Origin of the sequence: Kosakonia sp. S42, assembly GCF_016624785.1 — a bacterium.
GTDB lineage: Bacteria > Pseudomonadota > Gammaproteobacteria > Enterobacterales > Enterobacteriaceae > Kosakonia > Kosakonia cowanii.
In genome coordinates this window covers 21,811-41,163 of sequence record NZ_JACVTW010000032.1, presented here as the reverse complement: position 1 = coordinate 41,163, position 19,353 = coordinate 21,811, and the positions used below count along the sequence as shown (strand labels likewise).

The window sequence follows — 19,353 nt, the reverse complement described above, 5'->3', positions numbered from 1 at the left end:
TGACAAGGGGGGAGCGGTCCCCCCCTTGTCCCGTTCACCGCATAAGAGATTAATGAAATTCCCAACGCATAGTGAACGGAATCATTCCACCAATCCCACATGAAAACCCATTGCCGGATGGCGGCTACGCCTTATCCGGCCTGCGTGTATCGAACCACTGAAACCGCGTAGGCCGGATAAGCGTGTAACGCGCCATCCGGCAATCGTGCTTTAGCGCGACGCGCTGGACGATCCTGATGAAACCAGGAATATCAGCGTTTGGAGTATGTCGAGAAACGCGGTCGCCGCGCCGAGCCAGATGCTGAGCGCCCCGCGGGTTGCGCAGTGCTGCACCGTGACAAACTGCTGGCGGTAAAGCCCACGCGCGCTGTCGAGCATCTCTGGGCTTTTGCGCGCACTCACAACGCTAAACAGCACTACCAGAAACAGGCTCGCGCACCACTGCGCCGTGTCGCCCTCCAGCGCCAGATTAATCACCACGGCAAGCACGCCGCCCGCGGCAGCCAGCAGCCAGTAAAAACGCCCGTTGCGCAGCCGCTCACCATAGAGATGTGCAATCAGCGCGCCGAGGGCGAACAGCCCGCCGGTCACGCCGTAGAGCACCAGGCAGAGTTGAAGCGAAAAGAGGCTCGCGGCCAGCAGACCGCCGATGACACTCAGCAGCACCAGCCCGCCGATGGCGTGCAGCGTCTTCATACGGTCAAACAGCATGGTGAGCGCGAAAAGGGTGATAAACCAGAGGATCACCAGCAGCACGATGATCGCGCTGTGTTCAGTGAACTGCGGCAGCGCCAGCAGATCGAGCACCAGCCAGCAAACTGCCGCGCTGAGCGCCATGCCCGCCGCCAGCCACCAACAGGCCTTTACCAGTAACTCAACGGGCGTAACCTGCACCGGGGCTATCCAGCCAAATACTCTCACCGCTCCTCCGTGAAAAAGGCAAAAAAATCCCGGCCGCAGCCGGGATGGGGTATAGCGTTGCTTAACGACGGTTGCCGAAGATACGCAGCAGCATCAGGAACAGGTTGATAAAGTCGAGGTAGAGCGTTAACGCGCCCAGAATCGAATATCTGCGCAGCTCGGCACTGTTGCTGACATCAATCTTCTCACCGATCCCTTTCAGCTTCTGCGTGTCATAAGCGGTCAGGCCGACGAAGACAATCACACCGATATAGGTGATGACCCACATCAGCGCTTCGCTCTTCAGCCAGAAGTTGACCAGCGAGGCGAGCACAATCCCAATCAGCCCCATAAACAGCATATTGCCGAAGCCGCTGAGATCGCGTTTGGTGGTGTAGCCGTAGAGGCTCATCACGCCAAACATCCCGGCGGTGACCACAAAGGTGGCGGCAATCGACTGCGAGGTATAGACCAGCAGAATGCTGGAGAGCGTCAGTCCGGTGAGCGCCGAATAGAGCATAAACAGGCCGGTCGCCAGCGCGGGGCTCAGTTTGTGGATCATGCCGGAGATGACAAACACCAGCGCCAACTGGGCGATAATCAGCCCGAAGAAGGTGATTTGGCTGGAGAAGACGAAGCTCATGATCGCTTCGCTACGCGCGGCGTACCATGCGACAAACGCGGTTAACAGCAGACCGCAGGTCATCCAGCCATAGACCTGCGCCATATAGGTTTGCAGCCCGCTACGGCTGCCCTGCACGATAGAATCAGAACGGGGGAAACGGTCCATAATCACTCCTGATTGATGGGTTAACAATGCAGTAAGGTTAACACATCAATCGGCACCCTGCGTGCTACCAGCGTTTCGCTGCCTGCTGATCGCTGTCGCGCGCTTCCACCCAGCGTTCGCCTTCCGGCGTCGCTTCGCGCTTCCAGAACGGCGCGCGGGTTTTCAGGTAGTCCATAATAAACTGCCCGGCCTCAAAAGCGCTGCTGCGGTGCGCGCTCCCTACGCCAACAAAGACAATCTCATCCCCCGGCCAGAGTTCGCCGATGCGGTGATAAACGCTCACCCGCCCGAGCGGCCAGCGGCTGCGCGCCTCGTCGACAATCGCGGCCAGCGATTTTTCCGTCATCCCCGGATAGTGCTCAAGGGTTAAGGCGCTGACGCTATCGCCCAGATTGTGGTTGCGCACTTTGCCGGTAAAGGTCACCACCGCGCCATCTTCATCGCGCGCGGCCAGCCAGCTGTACTCTTCGCCGACGTTAAACGCCGCGCGGTCGACACAAATTCGCGTTTCGCTCATCTTAGCCTCCGGTCACCGGCGGGAAAAAGGCCACTTCATCGCCGCTTGCCAGCGGATGATCGAAGCTGACCAGCGTCTGATTCACCGCTGCCAGCAGCTTCCCCTCTTCCAGCGCCAGCGCCCAGCGATCGTCCTGCCCGGCAAGATGCTGGCGCAGCGCTTCAACGGAGGGGAAAAGCGTCTCAACGTTGAAGGTGTCACAGCCCACCAGCTCGCGCACCTGCGCGAAAAACAGTACTTTAAGCATCGCTCTCTACCCTGAAATCACCCGATTTGCCGCCGCTTTTCGCCAGCAGGCGCAGCGGGCCAATCACCATATCTTTCTGCACCGCTTTGCACATATCGTAAATCGTCAGCGCGGCGACCGAGGCAGCAGTTAACGCCTCCATCTCGACGCCAGTTTTGCCGCTCAGACGGCAGACAGATTCGATGCGCACGCGGTTATGCTCCGGCTGTGCCTGGAGCAGCACTTCTACTTTGCTCAATAACAGCGGATGGCAGAGCGGGATCAGCTCCCAGGTGCGTTTTGCCGCCTGAATACCGGCGATACGCGCAGTGGCGAAGACATCGCCTTTGTGGTGGCTGCCGTCGACAATCATCGCCAGCGTCTCTGGCAGCATGGTGACAAAGGCTTCGGCGCGCGCTTCGCGCACGGTTTCCGCTTTGGCGGAGACATCCACCATATGCGCTTCGCCGTCGGCGTTAATATGGGTCAGTTGCGACATAACTTACTTCTTCAAATGGGAGTAAAAATTACACGGGCGCGTACGCGCATCGAGCTGCGGTTCAATGACATTTTCCCACGCGGTGCGGCACGCTTTGGTCGAGCCGGGCATGGCGAAAATGAGCGTCTGGTTGGCGAGGCCCGCCAGCGCGCGGGATTGCAGCGTCGAGGTGCCGATCTCTTCAAAGGACAACATGCGAAACAGCTCGCCGAAGCCCTCAATTTCGCGGTCAAACAGCGGCAACAGCGCTTCTGGCGTCTGGTCACCTTCGGTGAAGCCGGTTCCGCCATTGATTAGCACCGCCTGCACCTCATCGCTTGCGATCCACGCCGACACCTGGGCGCGAATGGCGTAGCGGTTCTCCTTAACGATCGCTTTATCAACTACTTGATGACCAGCATCGTGCGCGGCGTCGCGCAGATAGTGACCGGAAGTGTCATCCTCTTCGCCACGACGGCTGGAGACCGTCAAAATAGCAAGCCTGACCGGGATAAACTCAGCGCTGACCTGGCTCATCTCTCTCTCCTTGCGGCGTTACCCGCCGATATATGAAAGGTTTTGCGTAATGCCCGTATTGCCCTGATGCAGGAAGTGGGTCTGCTTTTTCTGGCTGAGCGCCGTGGCGATACGATCTTCAAGCCTGCCCTGCTCCTCGTCCGCCTGCAGAAGATCGCGCAGATCGACGCCGCCATCGCCAAACAGGCAGAGGTGCAGTTTGCCGGTGGAGGAGACGCGCAGGCGGTTGCAGCTGGCGCAGAAATCTTTTTCGTAGGGCATGATAAGCCCGATTTCGCCTTCGTAATCCGGGTGGCAGAAGACCTGCGCCGGGCCGTCGCTGCGCTGGCGCAACTGGTGGATCCAGCCGCGTTTAAGCAGCTCGTCGCGCAGTACCATGCCGGAGAGGTGATGTTTGCGGAACAGATCGCTCCCCTCGCCCGTCTCCATCAGTTCAATAAAGCGTAGCTGGATTGGCCGCGTCTGGATCCAGTCAAGGAAGGTATCGAGCTGGTGATGATTCACGTCGCGCATTAGCACGGTATTGACCTTCACCTTCGAGAAACCGACGCTAAAGGCGGCGTCGATGCCCGCCATCACCTGGCGAAACTTATCCTGCCCGGTAATGGCGTGAAACTGGCGAGCGTCGAGGCTGTCGACGCTGACGTTGATCGCCGTCAGACCGGCGTCGCGCCACTGGGCAACGTCGCGAGCCATGCGGTAGCCGTTAGTGGTGACGGCAATCTGGCGAATGGCGGCATTTTCCCGCACCGCAGCGATGATGTCGGTGAAATCGCGGCGCAGGGAGGGTTCGCCGCCCGTCAGGCGCACTTTTTCTGTGCCCATTGCGCTAAAGGCGCGGGTCACGCGGCGAATTTCATTGAGGCTGAGAAAGCCGTTGTTATTGACGCCGCCGGGCTTGTAGCCATCCGGCAGGCAGTAGGTGCAACGAAAATTGCACACGTCGGTAATCGACAAACGCAAGTAATAGAACTTGCGCGCGAACGCGTCAGTCAGTTGTGAGGCCATGTACACCTTTCCAGATTCGGGAGATGCAGTCATTTCTTCCTGCACCCTGGCAGCGAGAGCGATTGCTCTGCTACGGCCAAAGCACCATATCTTGCGACACAGGTGCAGAGGCTTGAGTGTATCCTCATCGTCTTTCGGGCTGCATCGGTGTTGGCTGCCTTCGCACACCCCGGTCACATAGCAATCTATGCTCCCGGGGATTTGCTCAGTTGCCGCCTTGATGCAACCCGAAATACTTTGAGGAGTGTCCTCTCCGTCTTTCGGGCTGCATCGGTGTTAATCACTTCAACGCCACCCAAAATCCATTGAGGAGGGTTATGTTAGTCACGCTAACATGCTCTGGCGATAGTAGCGCGATCGCCCGGCTTTCGCCATTGTGAATATCGTTATATAAACCACTACATAGCGACATAATCGTGCACAATGGCTACAGAGTACGTGAAAATCGCTTTTTTGCTTTGATATGTGTCATTTTACGCGGTGCGCGGCATCGTCTTTTGGTGGTATTTACGCTAACGTAGCACGATAAAAAATCATAAGGAACAATTATGCGTAATCGCACCCTCGCCGACCTGGATCGCGTTGTCGCACTCGGCGGCGGGCATGGTCTTGGGCGGGTGATGTCTTCGCTTGCCTCACTGGGATCGCGCCTCACCGGCATTGTCACTACTACCGACAACGGCGGATCCACAGGGCGTATTCGTCGCTCCGAAGGCGGCATCGCCTGGGGCGATATGCGCAACTGCCTCAATCAGTTGATTACCGAACCAAGCGTCGCCTCGGCGATGTTTGAGTACCGTTTTAGCGGCAATGGCGAACTTTCCGGCCATAACCTCGGAAACCTGATGTTAAAGGCGCTCGATCACCTCAGCGTGCGCCCGCTGGAAGCAATTAACATCATTCGCAATTTGTTGAAGGTGGACGCCTTTTTAATCCCCATGTCCGAGCAGCCGGTCGATCTGGTGGCGACGGACAGCGAAGGCAACGTGGTGTATGGCGAGGTCAATATCGACCAATTGCACGCACCGGTGCAGGAGCTGATGCTGTCGCCGAAAGTCCACACCACGCGCGAAGCGGTGCAGGCGATTGCCGAAGCGGATCTGATCCTGATTGGCCCCGGCAGTTTTTACACCAGCCTGCTGCCACTGCTTTTGCTTGATGAGTTAGCCCAGGCACTGCGCCGCACGCCCGCGCCAGTGGTCTATATCGGCAACCTGGGCAAAGAGCTCAGCCCCGCCGCCGCCCGCCTGACGCTGGCGGATAAGCTCTCGATCATGGAGCAGTATATCGGCAAGCGCATTATTGATGCCGCCGTGGTGGGGCCAAAAGTGGACGCCAGCACGGTAACTGACCGGCTGATTATTCAGGAAGAGCTGGAGGCGAGCGATATCCCCTATCGCCACGACCGAGTTCTGCTGCGCAATGCGCTGGAGAAAGCGGTGCAGCAGCTTGGCTGACGCGCGGGCGGGGCAGAATCAGCCCCGCCAAACCCTTTGCTTAATTTCTTAAGGTTGTCTTAAAAAACCCCTGTCAGCATAGCGCTATTCACATTATGGAATTTGGCTATGCGCACGCTTTCGCTCTATCGGCCCTCTTTAAGCCGCCTCTCTCTGCTTACCCTTGCGGCGCTCTATATCGCGCTGGTGCTCAATATTGTCTTTTACCGCCAGGCGTTTCATCTGCTTCCGGTCGACTCGCTGCATAATGCGCTGGTGTTCCTCACCATGCCGCTGGTGGCCTTTAGCGTAATCAACATTGTGCTGACGCTGGCGTCGTTTCTGTGCCTCGACCGGCTGCTGCTGAGCCTGTTTATTCTGCTCTGTGCCGCCGCACAATACTTTATCTCCACCTTCGGCGTGATTATTGACCGCTCGATGATCACCAATATTCTCGACACCACCGCGGCGGAGAGCTTCGCCCTGATGTCGGGCAAAATGGTGATGACGCTGGTGCTGACCGCCCTGCTGCCGGTGATTATCGCCTGGTGGATCAAGATCAAACCCACCCGCCCCCTGCTGCGTAGCATTACGCTACGCCTGCTTAGCGTGGCGATCTCCGCGTTGATTATCGTTGCCGTGGCGGTGCCGTTTTATAAAGATTACGCCTCGCTGTTTCGCAACAACAAAGAGCTGGTGAAAACCCTCGGCCCGTCGAACGCCATTGCCGCCTCGCTCTCCTGGTATGTCCATAACCGCATGGATAACCTGCCGCTGGTGCGCATCGGTGAAGATGCTCACCAACTGCCGCAGATGAAGCGCGGCGCGCGTAAAAACCTCACCATTCTGGTGCTGGGCGAAACCTCGCGCGGGGATGACTTCTCGCTTGGGGGATACGATCGCGAGACCAACCCGCTGCTGAAGCAGGATAATGTTATCTACTTCCCCAACACCACCTCGTGCGGCACCGCGACTGCGGTCTCCGTGCCCTGCATGTTCTCCGGCATGGGCCGCGCCCACTATGACGATCAGCTGGCGCATCACCAGGAGGGGCTGCTTGATGTAGTGCAGCGCGCCGGGATTCAGGTGCTGTGGAATGAGAATGATGGCGGCTGTAAAGGGGCCTGCGACCGCGTGCCGCACCAGGATATGACGCAGCTCAATCTGGCGGATTACTGCATCAAGGGCGAGTGCCAGGATGAGATCCTGTTTCGCGATCTGGCCCGCTATATCGATCAACTGCCGGGTGACGGGCTGATTGTGTTGCACACCATTGGCAGCCACGGGCCAACCTACTACAACCGCTATCCGGCGCAGATGCGCAAATTCACCCCCACCTGCGATACCAATGAGATCCAGACCTGCTCGCGCGAGCAGCTAGTGAACACCTATGACAACACCATCGTCTATGTCGACTATATTGTTGATAAAGCGATTAAATTACTGCAATCAAAACAGGAGAGGTTTACCACCAGCCTGGTTTACCTCTCCGATCATGGCGAATCACTGGGTGAAAATGGCGTTTACCTGCACGGGCTGCCCTACTCCATCGCGCCCGCCACGCAGAAACATGTGCCGCTGCTGATCTGGCTGTCGCCCGATTACCAGACGCGTTACGGCATTAACAGTCAGTGTGTCGCGAAAAATGCGCGGGAGAAGGCCTACTCGCAGGACAACCTCTTCCCGACCATGTTGGGTATACTGGGCGTCAGCACCACGGTCTACCATCCTGAAGACGATATCCTTACGCCGTGCCGGGAGCAGGTGAAATGAAAATTCTGGTGATTGAAGATGATACGCTGCTGCAACAGGGGTTAATCCTCGCGATGCAGAGTGAAGGCTACGCCTGCGATGGCGTCTCGACCGCCCATGAAGCGGCGCTCTGCCTGGCGGGTGGCCACTACAGCCTGATTGTGCTCGATCTCGGCCTGCCTGATGAAGATGGCCTGCATCTGCTCAACCGGCTGCGCAAAGAGAAATATACCCTGCCGGTGCTGATCCTCACCGCTCGCGATACCCTCGACGATCGCGTGGCGGGGCTGGATACCGGCGCGGATGATTACCTGGTAAAACCCTTTGCCCTCGACGAGCTTAACGCCCGCATTCGCGCGCTGCTGCGCCGTCACCACAATCAGGGCGATAACGAGATTATCCACGGCAACCTGACGCTGAATGTCACCCGCCGCCAGGCGTGGCTGGAGGGACAACTGCTGGAGCTGACGCCAAAAGAGTACGCGCTCTTATCGCGCCTGATGCTGAAAGCCGAAAGCCCGGTGCACCGCGAAATCCTCTACAACGATATCTACAACTGGGATAACGAGCCGTCGACCAACACGCTGGAGGTGCATATTCACAATCTGCGCGACAAGATTGGCAAGTCGCGCATCCGCACCGTGCGCGGCTTTGGCTATATGCTGGTGGCACCGCAAGAGCGGCCCGAGTGATGGCGATGTTCAACTTTCGTCACTGGAGCCTGCGCCGCCGGCTGCTGCTGACCATTGGCGGCATTCTGCTCTTCTGCCAGCTGGTCAGCGTCTTCTGGCTCTGGCATGAGAGCGAAGAGCAGATCCAGCTGCTGGTGCAGACGGCGATCCACAACCACAATAACCGCAAACATATTGAGCATGAAGTGCGTGAAGCGGTGGCGAGCCTGCTGGTGCCCAGCCTGCTGATTATCGGCCTCGCGCTGCTGCTCTGCATGCAGGCGGTAAAAGCGATCACCCGCCCGCTCTCCGAACTTCAGCAGGAGCTGAATAAGCGCACGCCGAACAATTTGCAGCCGATCACCCTCGATCAGAGCGTCAGCGAAGTGGAGGCCGTCACCTCGGCGATTAACGAGCTGGTCTCGCGCCTGACGTTAACTCTCGATCGCGAACGGCTCTTTACTGCCGATGTCGCCCATGAGCTGCGCACACCGCTCGCCGGGCTGCGTCTGCACCTTGAACTGATGGCAAAAAGCAGCGGTATGCAGGTCGAGCCGCTGGTGCAGCGTCTCGATCAGATGACAGAAAATATCGCCCAACTGCTGCTTTTGGCGCGCGTGGGGCAATCTTTCTCCGCCGGAACCTATCAGCAAGTGACCTTATTAAGTGATGTGGTGCTGCCGATGGAAGAGGAGCTGCGCACCATGCTGGCGGCACGCGATCAGCGCCTGGTAATGCCGGTTGACGGTGAAGGAATGGCAGTAGCAGGCGATGCGACGCTGCTGCGGCTGCTGGTGCGTAACCTGGTAGAGAATGCCCATCGCTATAGCCCGGTCGGCAGCACGATCGCGGTACGGCTGGAGCAGGCGGAAACGCCGGTGCTGGCGGTAGAGGATGAGGGGCAAGGGATTGATGAGAGCCGCAGCGGCGAGCTGAGCAAAGCATTTGTCAGGATGGACAGCCGTTACGGCGGTGCCGGTCTTGGCTTAAGTATCGTTACGCGTATCGCGCAACTGCATGACGCGCAGTTTTTCCTGCACAATCGGCTGACACAAAGTGGGGTGCGGGCGTGGGTCAAATTCAGCGCGCCCGACCGGGGGACGATCAGTAGCTCAGCAGCCAAAAATGGGTAAAACCGAGCACCACTGCCAGCGCGCAGGCGACGGCGAAACACTCACGAACGGTAATTTGTTGCATCACACTCTCCTCCACCAAAACTGAGGAGAGTGTGACAGGGCTATGTTAAGTCAACATTAAGAGGCAACAATAAACAGCTCGCGCAGTTGATGAAGCTGATCGCGCACCTTCGCCGCCTCTTCAAACTCCAGATTCTGCGCATGCTGCATCATCTGCCCTTCCAGTTCATGAATTTTCTGTTGCAGCGCTTTCGGCGTCAGGCCCAGATCAGATGCATCTGCCTCAACCGGCGAGCGGGACTTGCCGCGTCCTTTGGCTTTGGTTTTCGCCAGCCCCTGGCCGAGCGCCAGAATATCCACCACTTTCTTGTTGAGCCCCTGCGGCGTAATGCCGTGCTCTTCGTTGTAGCTCTGCTGCTTCTCGCGGCGGCGTTCCGTTTCGCCAATCGCTTTCGCCATCGACGGCGTGATCTTATCGCCATAGAGAATCGCTTTGCCGTTGACGTTACGCGCCGCACGACCAATGGTCTGGATAAGCGATCGTTCGGAGCGCAGGAAGCCCTCTTTATCCGCGTCGAGAATGGCAACCAGCGACACTTCCGGCATATCCAGCCCCTCACGCAGCAAGTTGATGCCGACCAGCACATCGAACTCACCAAGACGCAGGTCGCGGATAATCTCCATACGCTCGACGGTGTCGATATCGGAGTGCAGGTAGCGCACCTTCGCGCCGTGCTCGACCAGATATTCGGTCAAATCTTCTGCCATACGTTTGGTCAGGGTAGTTACCAGCACGCGCTCGTTGATCTCGACGCGCTTGCGGATCTCGGACAGCAGATCGTCGACCTGGGTGGCCACCGGGCGCACTTCGATGATCGGATCCAGCAGGCCGGTTGGGCGCACTACCTGATCGATCACCTCTTCGCCCGATTTCTCCAGCTCGTAGTTACCCGGCGTCGCGGAGACGTAGATCGTCTGCGGTGCCAGTGCTTCGAACTCTTCAAACTTCATCGGGCGGTTATCGAGCGCCGACGGCAGGCGGAAACCATACTCTACCAGCGTCTCTTTACGCGCCCGGTCGCCGCGATACATGCCGCCGATTTGCGGAATGGTCACGTGGGATTCATCGACCACCAGCAGGCCATCGGCGGGCAGATAGTCAAACAGCGTCGGCGGCGCTTCGCCCGGCCCGCGCCCGGAGAGGTAGCGCGAGTAGTTCTCGATGCCGGAGCAGTAGCCCAGCTCGTTCATCATCTCCAGATCGAACTGGGTGCGCTGGGTAATACGCTGCTCTTCCAGCAGCTTATTGTTCTCCAGCAGAAACTTCCGCCGCTCCGCCAGCTCGACTTTGATCTCTTCCATCGCCTGCACGATGCGCTCGCGCGGCGTGACGTAGTGCGTTTTCGGGTAGATGGTAAAACGCTGGATCACCGATTCAATATGGCCGGTCAGCGGATCGAAGAGCGACAGGCGCTCAACCTCTTCGTCGAACAGCTCAACGCGCAGCGCCAGATCGTCCGACTCCGCCGGGAAGATATCAATCACTTCGCCGCGCACGCGGAAGGTGCCGCGCTGGAACGCCTGGTCATTACGGGTGTACTGCAACTCCGCCAGACGGCGCAGGATCGCGCGCTGATCGATGATCATGCCATTGGTGAGGTGCAGCATCATCTTCAGGTAGAGATCAGGATCGCCCAGACCGTAGATGGCAGAGACTGACGCCACCACCACCACATCTCGCCGCTCCAGCAGCGCTTTGGTGGCGGAGAGACGCATCTGCTCGATATGTTCGTTAACCGACGCATCCTTCTCGATAAAGGTATCCGAGCTGGGTACGTAGGCTTCCGGCTGATAGTAGTCGTAGTAGGAGACGAAATACTCTACCGCGTTATCCGGGAAGAACTCTTTCATCTCGCCATAGAGCTGCGCGGCCAGCGTCTTGTTGGGTGCCAGCACCATGGTTGGGCGCTGCAGATCGGCAATCACATTGGCCACTGTGAACGTCTTCCCTGAACCGGTTACCCCGAGCAACGTCTGGTGCGCGAGCCCGTCTTCCAGCCCTTCCTTGAGGCGACGGATTGCTTCAGGCTGATCGCCGGAGGGGCGAAAAGCGGAATTCAGTTTGAACGGTTTACTCATGAATGGCACCTGATGAGGAGTGGGGCAGGTAAGACAGTTTACTCACCATGCGCATTTTTGCCAACCGAAGATACTGGATGAAAAAACAGTAGCGTGCAAACCGATCTCATCTACCCCAGTGCAAAACATCGCATTGTGGCTGCGATTGGGCAATCGGTAAGCGATTAAACCGCGCGTTAAAGGTTATCCCCAGAATTTTTGCCCTTTTAACATTTGTCAAGGTGATGTTTGACGCTTTTATGGCAGTCGGTGACACTTTTCTTACACCCATTGCTTTTATTTAAACTTTTGATTAAAAAAGAAAATATTAAAAAGACGGGTTTCGCACCAATTCATGCGCAAGCCGCGCCGCCTCTCGCTTGCCGCACGTTTTCTAACTCTAATACACAAGGTTATCCACAGGAATAGTGGATAACTGCCGCCAGCCCGTGCACCCCGCCCCTCGCCAAACTCCCCTTCGGCGTCGAAAAGGGGGAGGGAAAATTTTTTTATCGACTCTTTTCGGCAATTATCAGATAACGATGCGCAAGATCCGCATGGGATCCTTCTCACAATTCCACTATCCGTTGCACCACCACCCGCTGCGGTAAGCACTGGCAAAGTGCAGAATTTTTACCTGGGTTTGCGCGCCATCACGTTTTTTTCGCACGCTTTCTCAGCCGTCTCCGAAAAAAATGCCCTTTTCACGTTCTGGCAAGCCTTTTGCAGTTGACCGTAGTGAAAAGCAGTCATACCTGATGGGAACAAGGAGCGGATCATGTTGAGCTTACATGCGGTGAACCACTATTACGGCGACCAACATACGTTATGGGATATCGATCTGGAGTTAGCCCCCGGCCTCTGCACCTCGCTGGTCGGGCTGCCGGGTATGGGAAAAACCACGCTGGTGAACTGCATTACCGGCTACCTGCCGGTGGAGAGCGGCAGCATGATCTGGCAGGATGCGGGCGCGCCGCCGCGCGATCTGCTGACACTGCAGGCCGAGCACCGCAGCGCGGTCGGTATCGGTTATGTGCCGCAGGACAGGCGCATCTTTTCACAGCTGACGGTGGAGGAGAACCTGCATGTGGCGATGCGTGCCGCCGGTGACGCAGGGCAGAACTTAAGCCGCGAGATCTTCGATCTCTTCCCGGAACTGTATGGGCTGCGCCAGCAGCGTGGTGCGACGCTGTCGGAAGATAACCAGCAGCAGCTGTCGATGGCGCGGGCGCTGGTCACGCGCCCACGGTTGTTGATCCTCGATGAACCGACGCGCGGCCTCGGCCAGGCGTTTATCCATAAGCTGGGGAATTTGATCGTGCGGCTCAATCAGGAGTTTGGTATGTCGATCTTACTGGCGGAGCAGCAGCTGTCGCTGATCCGCCGGGTGGCGGATCGTTTCTGCCTGCTGCACCGTGGGCGGCGCGTGGCCGGGGGCGATATCAGGCAGTTAGATGATCCGCTGCTGGCGCACTGGATGTCGCCGGAGTCAGTACGCTGAGATCGAGATAGTGGCCGGTTGCGGCGGTTTCCGGCGCATCCGCCAGCCACGGGATCTCACCGATCAGCGGCGCGGGCAGCACGCGTTGCAGCGTCGCCATATACTCCTGGTGGCGTTTACCCGGCTTGACCACATCATTAGCGATCCAGCCTGCCAGCCTTAGCCCTGCCTGCTGTACCGCCTGGGCGGTCAACATCGCATGGTTGATGCAGCCAAGCTTGACGCCAACCACCAGAATCACCGGCAGGCGCTCCGAGGTGGCCCAGTCGGCAAAGGTCAGCGTCGGCGAGAGCGGCGTAAACCAGCCCCCTGCCCCTTCCACCAGCAGCCAGTCGGCCTGCTGCTCCAGCTGGCGTAAACCGGTCGACATCACTTCCGCCTCTATCGGCTGATTCAGATCGGCGCTGACAATGTGCGGCGAGGTCGGCTCGGCAAAGGTATACGGGTTAACCGCCTGATAGGTGAGCAGCAAACTGCTGTGGCGCTGCAACGCCAGCGCATCGCTGTTGCGCAGCCCATCGGGCGTCATCTCGCTGCCGGAGGCGACCGGTTTATAGCCCGCACTGCGCAGCCCGCGCAGGTTCGCCGCCTGCAACAAGGCGCAGCTCGCCACGGTTTTACCCACTTCGGTATCGGTACCGGTCACAAAATAGCGTTCAGTCACGGGTTATCACTCCCCAAAAAAGTTGATAGGTCAGCGGGAATTTCCCCTGCTGTTGCGGCCAGGCTTCCTGTAAGCGCTGCAATTTGCCGCGCGTCAGCCCCTGCTGGCGACCAGCATGCAGATGGGTGGCACCAATCCCTTTAAGGGATCGCAGGGCGCTGGCGGCATCGGCAAACCACAGGGTGACGGTGTCAATGCCGCAGCGCAGCGGCCAGCCGTTTAGCGCCTGCTCAATCTCCGTCACGGGCAGGAAGCGGTTAGCGTGGGGCAAGCTGTCCAGCGCGCGCCAGGCCTGGTTCAGCTCCGGTAACGAGCCGTCCGCCAGCGTGGTAAAAGCGATATGCCCACCCGGTTCGGTGACGCGGTGCAGTTCGCCAACGGCCTGGCGCAGATCGTCGCACCACTGCACCGCGAGGTTGCTCCACGCCAGCGAAAAGGTCGCATCCGCCAGCGGCAGCGCTTCGATATCGCCAGTGACGTAACGCGCGGCGCTCTGCTGCTGGCGGGCTTCGGCCAGCATGCCGGGCGAGAGATCGAGCGCCGTGACATCGCAGCCTTGCGCGCGCCAGTAGCGGCTCATCGCGCCTGGTCCGCAACCGGCGTCAATCACCCGCGCAGGATTGATGTCGCCCAGTTGCGCCAGCAAACAGTCGGCGCTGAGCCGCTGTAACTCATCGTGTCGCGCATAGCTTTGCGCCGCGCGACCAAAGGCGGCGGCCACCGCCTGTTTATTCACCGCCATGCAGCGCCTCCAGCAACCTGTCGATATCCTCCGGCTGATGCGCAGCGGTTAAAGTGAGGCGCAAACGCGCCGTGCCCGGCGGCACCGTTGGCGGGCGGATGGCGGTCGCAAACAGCCTCTGCTGGCGCAGAGTGTGGGCGAGACGCAGCGCGCGGCTGTTGTCGCCAACAATCAGGGGCTGAATGGCGCTATGCGAATCCGTCACCGCCAGATCCAGCCCGCGCATGCCGTCACGAAAACGGCTAATCAGCGCTGCCAGCTGCGCACGGCGCGCGTCGCCTTCAGCAGAGCGGATCACATCGAGCGCGGCGCTGAGCGCCACCGCCTGCGCGGGGGGCATCGCAGTGCTGTAGATGAGATGGCGGGCGAACTGCACCAGGTAATCGGCAACCGCTTCGCTGCAAAGTACCGCCGCGCCGCTGACGCCAAAACCTTTGCCGAAGGTGACCACCAGAATGTCGGGCTTCACCTCCTGCAAATGGCAACTGCCGCGCCCCTGCTCGCCGAGCACGCCGATGCCGTGGGCATCATCCACCATCAGCCATGCATTTGCGTGATGCGCGGCATCGGCAATCGCCGCCAGCGGTGCGCTGTCGCCATCCATGCTAAAAATGCCTTCAGTGACCACCAGCTGCTGTCCGCTGAGCGGTTTGCTCAACAGGCTCGCCAACTGGGCGACATCGTTATGGGCAAAACGGCGCAGCTGTGCCGGGCTGAGGGCAGCCGCTTCCACCAGCGAGGCGTGGCTCAGCTTATCGGCAACAATGCGATCCTCTTTGCCGGTGAGCGCCGCGATGGTGGCCTGGTTGGCGGCAAAACCGGAGATAAAGAGCAGCGCGCGGTCGTAACCGAGCCACTGCGCCAGTTCGCGCTCAAGTTGATGATGCGCAGCCGTATGGCCAACAACATGGCCCGAACCGCCGCTGCCGACGCCATACTGCGCGGCGCCCTGCTGCCAGGCGGCAATCACCTGCGGATGCTGGCTTAAACCGAGGTAGTCATTACTGGCGAAGTTGCAAAAATGCTCGCCGTCGAGGGTTAACCAGCGTCCGGCACCCTGCTCTACGGTGATACGACGGCGCAGGGCATCTGCCGAGCGGCGTTCGCTGAGCGCGGCTTCGATTCGCTGCTGCCAGCTCATAGGGTCGCCGCGTTGTAATAGTGCTCCGTGTCGGCGTGAAGCAGTTGCTGCTCAATCTCCTGCTGCTGTTCGTTATCGCCATTCAGCACCTGGGTCTGCTGCGGGTTCAGCCCCAGCTTCTGGAACAGGAGCAGATCTTTATCCTCTTCCGGGTTTGGCGTGGTCAGCAGTTTGCAGCCGTAAAAGATGGAGTTGGCACCCGCCATAAAGCACATCGCCTGGGTCTGCTCGTTCATCTGCTCGCGCCCGGCCGAGAGGCGGACATAGGAGGTGGGCATCATGATGCGCGCCACGGCGATGGTGCGAATAAAATCAAAGGCGTCGACATCGTCGTTATCCGCCAGCGGCGTGCCTTTCACCTTCACCAGCATGTTGATCGGCACGCTTTCTGGCGGCGTCGGCAGATTGGCGAGTTGCATCAGCAGCCCGGCGCGATCGGTGACGGTTTCACCCAGCCCGACAATGCCGCCGGAGCAGACTTTGATCCCGGCATCGCGCACTTTATCCAGCGTGTCGAGACGCTCCTGATAGGTGCGGGTGGTGATGATGTTGCCGTAAAACTCCGGCGAGGTGTCGAGGTTGTGGTTGTAGTAATCAAGCCCGGCGTGGGCCAGACGCTGCGCCTGGCTCTCATTGAGGGTGCCGAGGGTCATGCAGGCTTCCAGCCCCATCGCTTTCACCCCTTCCACCATCTGCTCCAGGTAGGGCATATCGCGATCGTTCGGGTTTTTCCACGCCGCGCCCATGCAGAAGCGCGTTGAACCGGCGAGCTTCGCTTTGCGCGCCGACTCCAGCACTTGCTCCACCTCCATCAAACGCTCCGACTCGAGGCCCGTTTTGTAGCGCGCGCTTTGCGGGCAATATTTGCAATCTTCCGGGCAGGCGCCGGTTTTGATCGACAGCAGCGTGCTGACCTGCACCTGGCGCGGGTCAAAATGCTGGCGGTGGATTTGCTGCGCCTCAAAAAGCAGATCCAGCAGTGGTTTTTCAAATAAAGCAGTAACTTGCGACAGTGTCCAGCGTGTGTGGTGAGCCATCTGGCCTCTCCAAAAGTGTGATTAAATCGTTATTCGGTGTAGACTCGTAAACCTAAAACTTTTTAATTTGGTTTACAAGTCGATTATGACCCAGGACGATTTAGCTTTTGATCGCAGCCATATCTGGCACCCCTACACCTCTATGACCGCCCCCCTCCCCGTCTACCCGGTCGCCTCCGCGCAGGGCTGCGAGCTGCATCTCGCCAGCGGCGAACGGCTGGTGGACGGCATGTCATCCTGGTGGGCGGCGATCCACGGTTACGGCCATCCGGCGCTGAACGCGGCGATGAAAACGCAGATCGATGCCGTCTCTCACGTGATGTTTGGCGGCATTACCCATGCGCCCGCCGTGGCGCTGTGCCGCAAACTGGTGGCGATGACGCCCGAGGCGCTGGAGTGCGTGTTTCTCGCCGACTCCGGTTCGGTGGCGGTAGAAGTGGCGATGAAGATGGCGCTGCAATACTGGCAGGCGAAGGGCGAATCGCGGCAGCGCTTCCTCACCTTCCGTAACGGCTACCATGGCGACACGTTCGGTGCGATGTCGGTGTGCGATCCCGACAACTCGATGCACAGTTTGTGGAAGGGTTATCTGCCGGAAAACCTCTTCGCACCTGCGCCGCAGAGCCGTTTTGATGGTGAATGGGATGAGCATGATATGGTGGCGTTTGCCCGCACGCTGGCGGCCCATCGCCATGAGATCGCCGCCGTTATTCTGGAGCCGATTGTGCAGGGCGCGGGCGGCATGCGCATTTATCATCCCGAGTGGCTGAAGCGCATCCGTAAGATGTGCGATCGCGAAGGGATCCTGCTGATCGCCGATGAGATCGCCACCGGCTTTGGCCGCACCGGTAAACTCTTCGCCTGTGAGCATGCGGGTATCACGCCGGATATTCTCTGCCTTGGCAAAGCGCTGACCGGCGGGACTATGACCCTCTCGGCCACGCTGACCACCCGCGTGGTGGCTGAGACCATCAGCAACGGCGAGGCGGGCTGCTTTATGCATGGTCCAACCTTTATGGGCAACCCGCTGGCCTGCGCGGCGGCAAACGCCAGCCTGGAGATTTTGCAGCGCGGCGAGTGGCAGAGGCAGGTCGCCGCTATCGAAGCGCAGCTGAAGGCGGAGCTGGCTCCCGCCGCGCAGGCCGCAAGCGTCGCGGATGTACGCGTACTCGGGGCGATTGGCGTGGTGGAAACGCGCTCGACGGTGAATATGGCGGCGTTGCAGCGCTTCTTTGTTGAGCAGGGCGTCTGGATCCGCCCGTTTGGTCGCCTGATCTATCTGATGCCGCCCTATATCATCACCCCGGAGCAGCTGTCGCGCCTGACGCAGGCAGTGAATGCCGCCGTGCTGCGTGCGGACCTCTTCACCGACGAGGCGTAAAAGATGCACTACACTTTTGGGTTACTGACCTGAAAAATGGAGGATATATGGCAATTCTGATGGTTCTGACCTCGCATGACACCCTGGGCGACACCGGCAAGAAAACCGGTTTCTGGCTCGAAGAGTTTGCCGCACCCTGGTATATCTTTCAGGATGCAGGCGTAGAGGTGGTGCTCGCCTCTCCGGCGGGGGGACAGCCGCCGCTCGACCCGACCAGCGATGCGCCGGATGCGCAGACGCAGGACACCGAGCGTTTCCGTAAAGATGAAAAAGCGCAGCAGGCGCTGGCAAATACCCTGCCCCTGAGCAGCATCAACATCAGCGATTATGACGCGGTCTTTTTCCCGGGCGGCCACGGCCCGCTGTGGGATCTGGCTGAGCACCCGATCTCCATCGATCTGATTGAAAAATATTGGGCCGAGGGGAAACCGGTCGCGGCGGTCTGCCACGCACCGGGCGTGCTGCGCCATGTGAAAAAACCGGACGGCACGCCGCTGGTGCAGGGTAAACGCGTCACCGGTTTTACCAACAGCGAAGAAGAGGCGGTTGGCCTGACGAAAGTGGTGCCGTTCTTAGTGGAAGATTCACTGAAACAGGCAGGCGGGCAGTTCGAGCGCACCGATGACTGGGGCGTCTATGTGGTGACCGACGGCCATCTGGTCACTGGCCAGAACCCGGCCTCCTCTGCGGCAACCGCCGAAGAGCTACTGAAACTGCTGCACCGCTAAGCAAGGAGGCCATATGAAGTTACTCAGCCATAATTTTCGTGACGGCGAGAAGCTGCCGCTGCGTCACGTGTTTAACGGCATGGGCTATGAGGGCGATAATATTTCGCCCCATCTGACATGGGATGAGGTGCCTGCGGGCACCAAAAGCTTTGTTGTCACCTGCTATGATCCTGACGCCCCCACCGGCTCCGGCTGGTGGCACTGGATTGTGGCGAACCTGCCGACAGAGACTCGTGTACTACCGCAGGGTGCCGGTTCCGGCAGTGCTGCATTGCCTGAAGGAAGCGTGCAGACGCGCACCGACTTCGGCAGCGCCGGGTATGGCGGCGCGGCACCGCCGAAAGGCGAAACTCACCGCTATATCTTCACCGTTCACGCGCTGGACGTGGAGAAACTGGATGTCGACGAGAACGCCAGCGGGGCAATGGTCGGCTTTAATGTCCATTTTCACACCCTCGGCAGCGCCACTCTCACCGCCCTTTTCAGCTAAAAGCCAGGGATTTACAGCCGATTTAACAAATCGGCTTCCCGTTTCGCTCAACTTAGTATAAAAAAGCAGGCATTACGCTATCCCCTTTAACTTGCATAGT

At 59.0% G+C, this 19,353-nt stretch carries 20 protein-coding genes and 1 riboswitch; of the genes, 8 read left to right on the top strand and 12 right to left on the bottom strand.

What is annotated here, in order from left to right; all coding sequences use genetic code 11:
- Positions 1–210: 210 nt before the first annotated feature.
- The 7 genes from IAE50_RS22065 to moaA form a co-directional block, all read right to left on the bottom strand.
- On the bottom strand, positions 211–921 hold the full coding sequence (locus tag IAE50_RS22065; protein ID WP_200581302.1) for a US12 family protein: 711 nt from the start codon (positions 919–921) through the stop codon (positions 211–213).
- A 61-nt stretch (positions 922–982) separates the two neighbouring features.
- Positions 983–1,690 carry a Bax inhibitor-1/YccA family protein gene (locus tag IAE50_RS22060; protein WP_200581301.1) on the bottom strand — a complete coding sequence of 236 codons (708 nt, stop codon included), beginning with the start codon at positions 1,688–1,690 and terminating at the stop codon, positions 983–985.
- 64 nt (positions 1,691–1,754) lie between these two features.
- Positions 1,755–2,207: a molybdopterin synthase catalytic subunit MoaE gene (gene moaE, locus IAE50_RS22055; RefSeq protein WP_054803702.1), complete on the bottom strand. Its 453-nt coding sequence runs from the start codon at positions 2,205–2,207 to the stop codon at positions 1,755–1,757.
- Between the two features lies 1 nt (position 2,208).
- The gene (gene moaD / locus IAE50_RS22050) at positions 2,209–2,454 is read right to left on the bottom strand and encodes a molybdopterin synthase sulfur carrier subunit (protein WP_200581300.1); all 246 of its coding nucleotides are present in this window, start codon (positions 2,452–2,454) and stop codon (positions 2,209–2,211) included.
- Entirely contained in the window at positions 2,447–2,932 is a 486-nt protein-coding gene (moaC, locus tag IAE50_RS22045; protein ID WP_023479526.1) for a cyclic pyranopterin monophosphate synthase MoaC, read from the bottom strand. The genes moaD and moaC overlap by 8 nt, the downstream gene beginning before the upstream one ends.
- Positions 2,933–2,935: 3 nt before the next feature.
- Complete coding sequence (moaB, locus tag IAE50_RS22040; RefSeq protein ID WP_200581299.1) at positions 2,936–3,448, bottom strand: molybdenum cofactor biosynthesis protein B; 513 nt, start codon at positions 3,446–3,448, stop codon at positions 2,936–2,938.
- An 18-nt stretch (positions 3,449–3,466) separates the two neighbouring features.
- Positions 3,467–4,456: a GTP 3',8-cyclase MoaA gene (gene moaA / locus IAE50_RS22035; protein ID WP_200581298.1), complete on the bottom strand. Its 990-nt coding sequence runs from the start codon at positions 4,454–4,456 to the stop codon at positions 3,467–3,469.
- Positions 4,444–4,587, bottom strand: a riboswitch (molybdenum cofactor riboswitch). (Overlaps the previous gene by 13 nt.)
- A 417-nt stretch (positions 4,588–5,004) precedes the next feature.
- On the opposite strand from moaA, the gene yvcK reads away from it, so the two are divergent.
- The 4 genes from yvcK to pmrB all read left to right on the top strand — a co-directional run bounded on the left by yvcK (position 5,005) and on the right by pmrB (position 9,448).
- On the top strand, positions 5,005–5,913 hold the full coding sequence (gene yvcK / locus IAE50_RS22030; protein ID WP_042713843.1) for a uridine diphosphate-N-acetylglucosamine-binding protein YvcK: 909 nt from the start codon (positions 5,005–5,007) through the stop codon (positions 5,911–5,913).
- A gap of 108 nt (positions 5,914–6,021) precedes the next feature.
- The gene (gene eptA, locus IAE50_RS22025) at positions 6,022–7,665 is read left to right on the top strand and encodes a phosphoethanolamine transferase EptA (protein ID WP_200581297.1); all 1,644 of its coding nucleotides are present in this window, start codon (positions 6,022–6,024) and stop codon (positions 7,663–7,665) included.
- The gene (pmrA, locus tag IAE50_RS22020; RefSeq protein WP_076769582.1) at positions 7,662–8,336 is read left to right on the top strand and encodes a two-component system response regulator PmrA; all 675 of its coding nucleotides are present in this window, start codon (positions 7,662–7,664) and stop codon (positions 8,334–8,336) included. Before eptA ends, pmrA begins: the two co-directional genes overlap by 4 nt.
- The gene (gene pmrB / locus IAE50_RS22015) at positions 8,336–9,448 is read left to right on the top strand and encodes a two-component system sensor histidine kinase PmrB (protein ID WP_200581296.1); all 1,113 of its coding nucleotides are present in this window, start codon (positions 8,336–8,338) and stop codon (positions 9,446–9,448) included. Before pmrA ends, pmrB begins: the two co-directional genes overlap by 1 nt.
- 120 nt (positions 9,449–9,568) lie before the next feature.
- On the opposite strand, the gene uvrB is transcribed toward pmrB, so the two are convergent.
- Positions 9,569–11,590 (bottom strand): excinuclease ABC subunit UvrB, encoded by a 2,022-nt coding sequence (gene uvrB / locus IAE50_RS22010; RefSeq protein ID WP_094420432.1) that lies wholly within the window; start codon positions 11,588–11,590, stop codon positions 9,569–9,571.
- A gap of 757 nt (positions 11,591–12,347) precedes the next feature.
- Here uvrB and IAE50_RS22005 point away from each other — a divergent pair.
- Entirely contained in the window at positions 12,348–13,070 is a 723-nt protein-coding gene (locus IAE50_RS22005) for an ABC transporter ATP-binding protein (protein ID WP_023479498.1), read from the top strand.
- Here IAE50_RS22005 and bioD read toward each other — a convergent pair.
- The 4 genes from bioD to bioB are packed head-to-tail and all read right to left on the bottom strand — an operon-like array spanning position 13,012 to position 16,654.
- Positions 13,012–13,734 carry a dethiobiotin synthase gene (bioD, locus tag IAE50_RS22000; RefSeq protein WP_200581295.1) on the bottom strand — a complete coding sequence of 241 codons (723 nt, stop codon included), beginning with the start codon at positions 13,732–13,734 and terminating at the stop codon, positions 13,012–13,014. The two genes, IAE50_RS22005 and bioD, sit on opposite strands and share 59 nt — an antisense overlap.
- Positions 13,727–14,476: a malonyl-ACP O-methyltransferase BioC gene (gene bioC / locus IAE50_RS21995; protein ID WP_200581294.1), complete on the bottom strand. Its 750-nt coding sequence runs from the start codon at positions 14,474–14,476 to the stop codon at positions 13,727–13,729. Before bioC ends, bioD begins: the two co-directional genes overlap by 8 nt.
- Positions 14,463–15,617 carry an 8-amino-7-oxononanoate synthase gene (gene bioF, locus IAE50_RS21990; RefSeq protein ID WP_200581293.1) on the bottom strand — a complete coding sequence of 385 codons (1,155 nt, stop codon included), beginning with the start codon at positions 15,615–15,617 and terminating at the stop codon, positions 14,463–14,465. Before bioF ends, bioC begins: the two co-directional genes overlap by 14 nt.
- Complete coding sequence (gene bioB, locus IAE50_RS21985) at positions 15,614–16,654, bottom strand: biotin synthase BioB (RefSeq protein WP_076769577.1); 1,041 nt, start codon at positions 16,652–16,654, stop codon at positions 15,614–15,616. The genes bioF and bioB overlap by 4 nt, the downstream gene beginning before the upstream one ends.
- 85 nt (positions 16,655–16,739) lie before the next feature.
- On the opposite strand from bioB, the gene bioA reads away from it, so the two are divergent.
- Genes bioA through IAE50_RS21970 form a run of 3 tightly spaced genes read left to right on the top strand, consistent with a single transcriptional unit; the run spans position 16,740 to position 19,253 of the window.
- Complete coding sequence (gene bioA / locus IAE50_RS21980; protein WP_200581292.1) at positions 16,740–18,035, top strand: adenosylmethionine--8-amino-7-oxononanoate transaminase; 1,296 nt, start codon at positions 16,740–16,742, stop codon at positions 18,033–18,035.
- Positions 18,036–18,082: 47 nt separating this feature from the next.
- Positions 18,083–18,763, top strand: coding sequence for a type 1 glutamine amidotransferase domain-containing protein (locus IAE50_RS21975; RefSeq protein WP_187801831.1), 681 nt, complete (start codon positions 18,083–18,085; stop codon positions 18,761–18,763).
- Between the two features lie 13 nt (positions 18,764–18,776).
- The gene (locus IAE50_RS21970) at positions 18,777–19,253 is read left to right on the top strand and encodes a kinase inhibitor (protein ID WP_200581291.1); all 477 of its coding nucleotides are present in this window, start codon (positions 18,777–18,779) and stop codon (positions 19,251–19,253) included.
- The last annotated feature ends 100 nt before the right edge of the window (positions 19,254–19,353 follow it).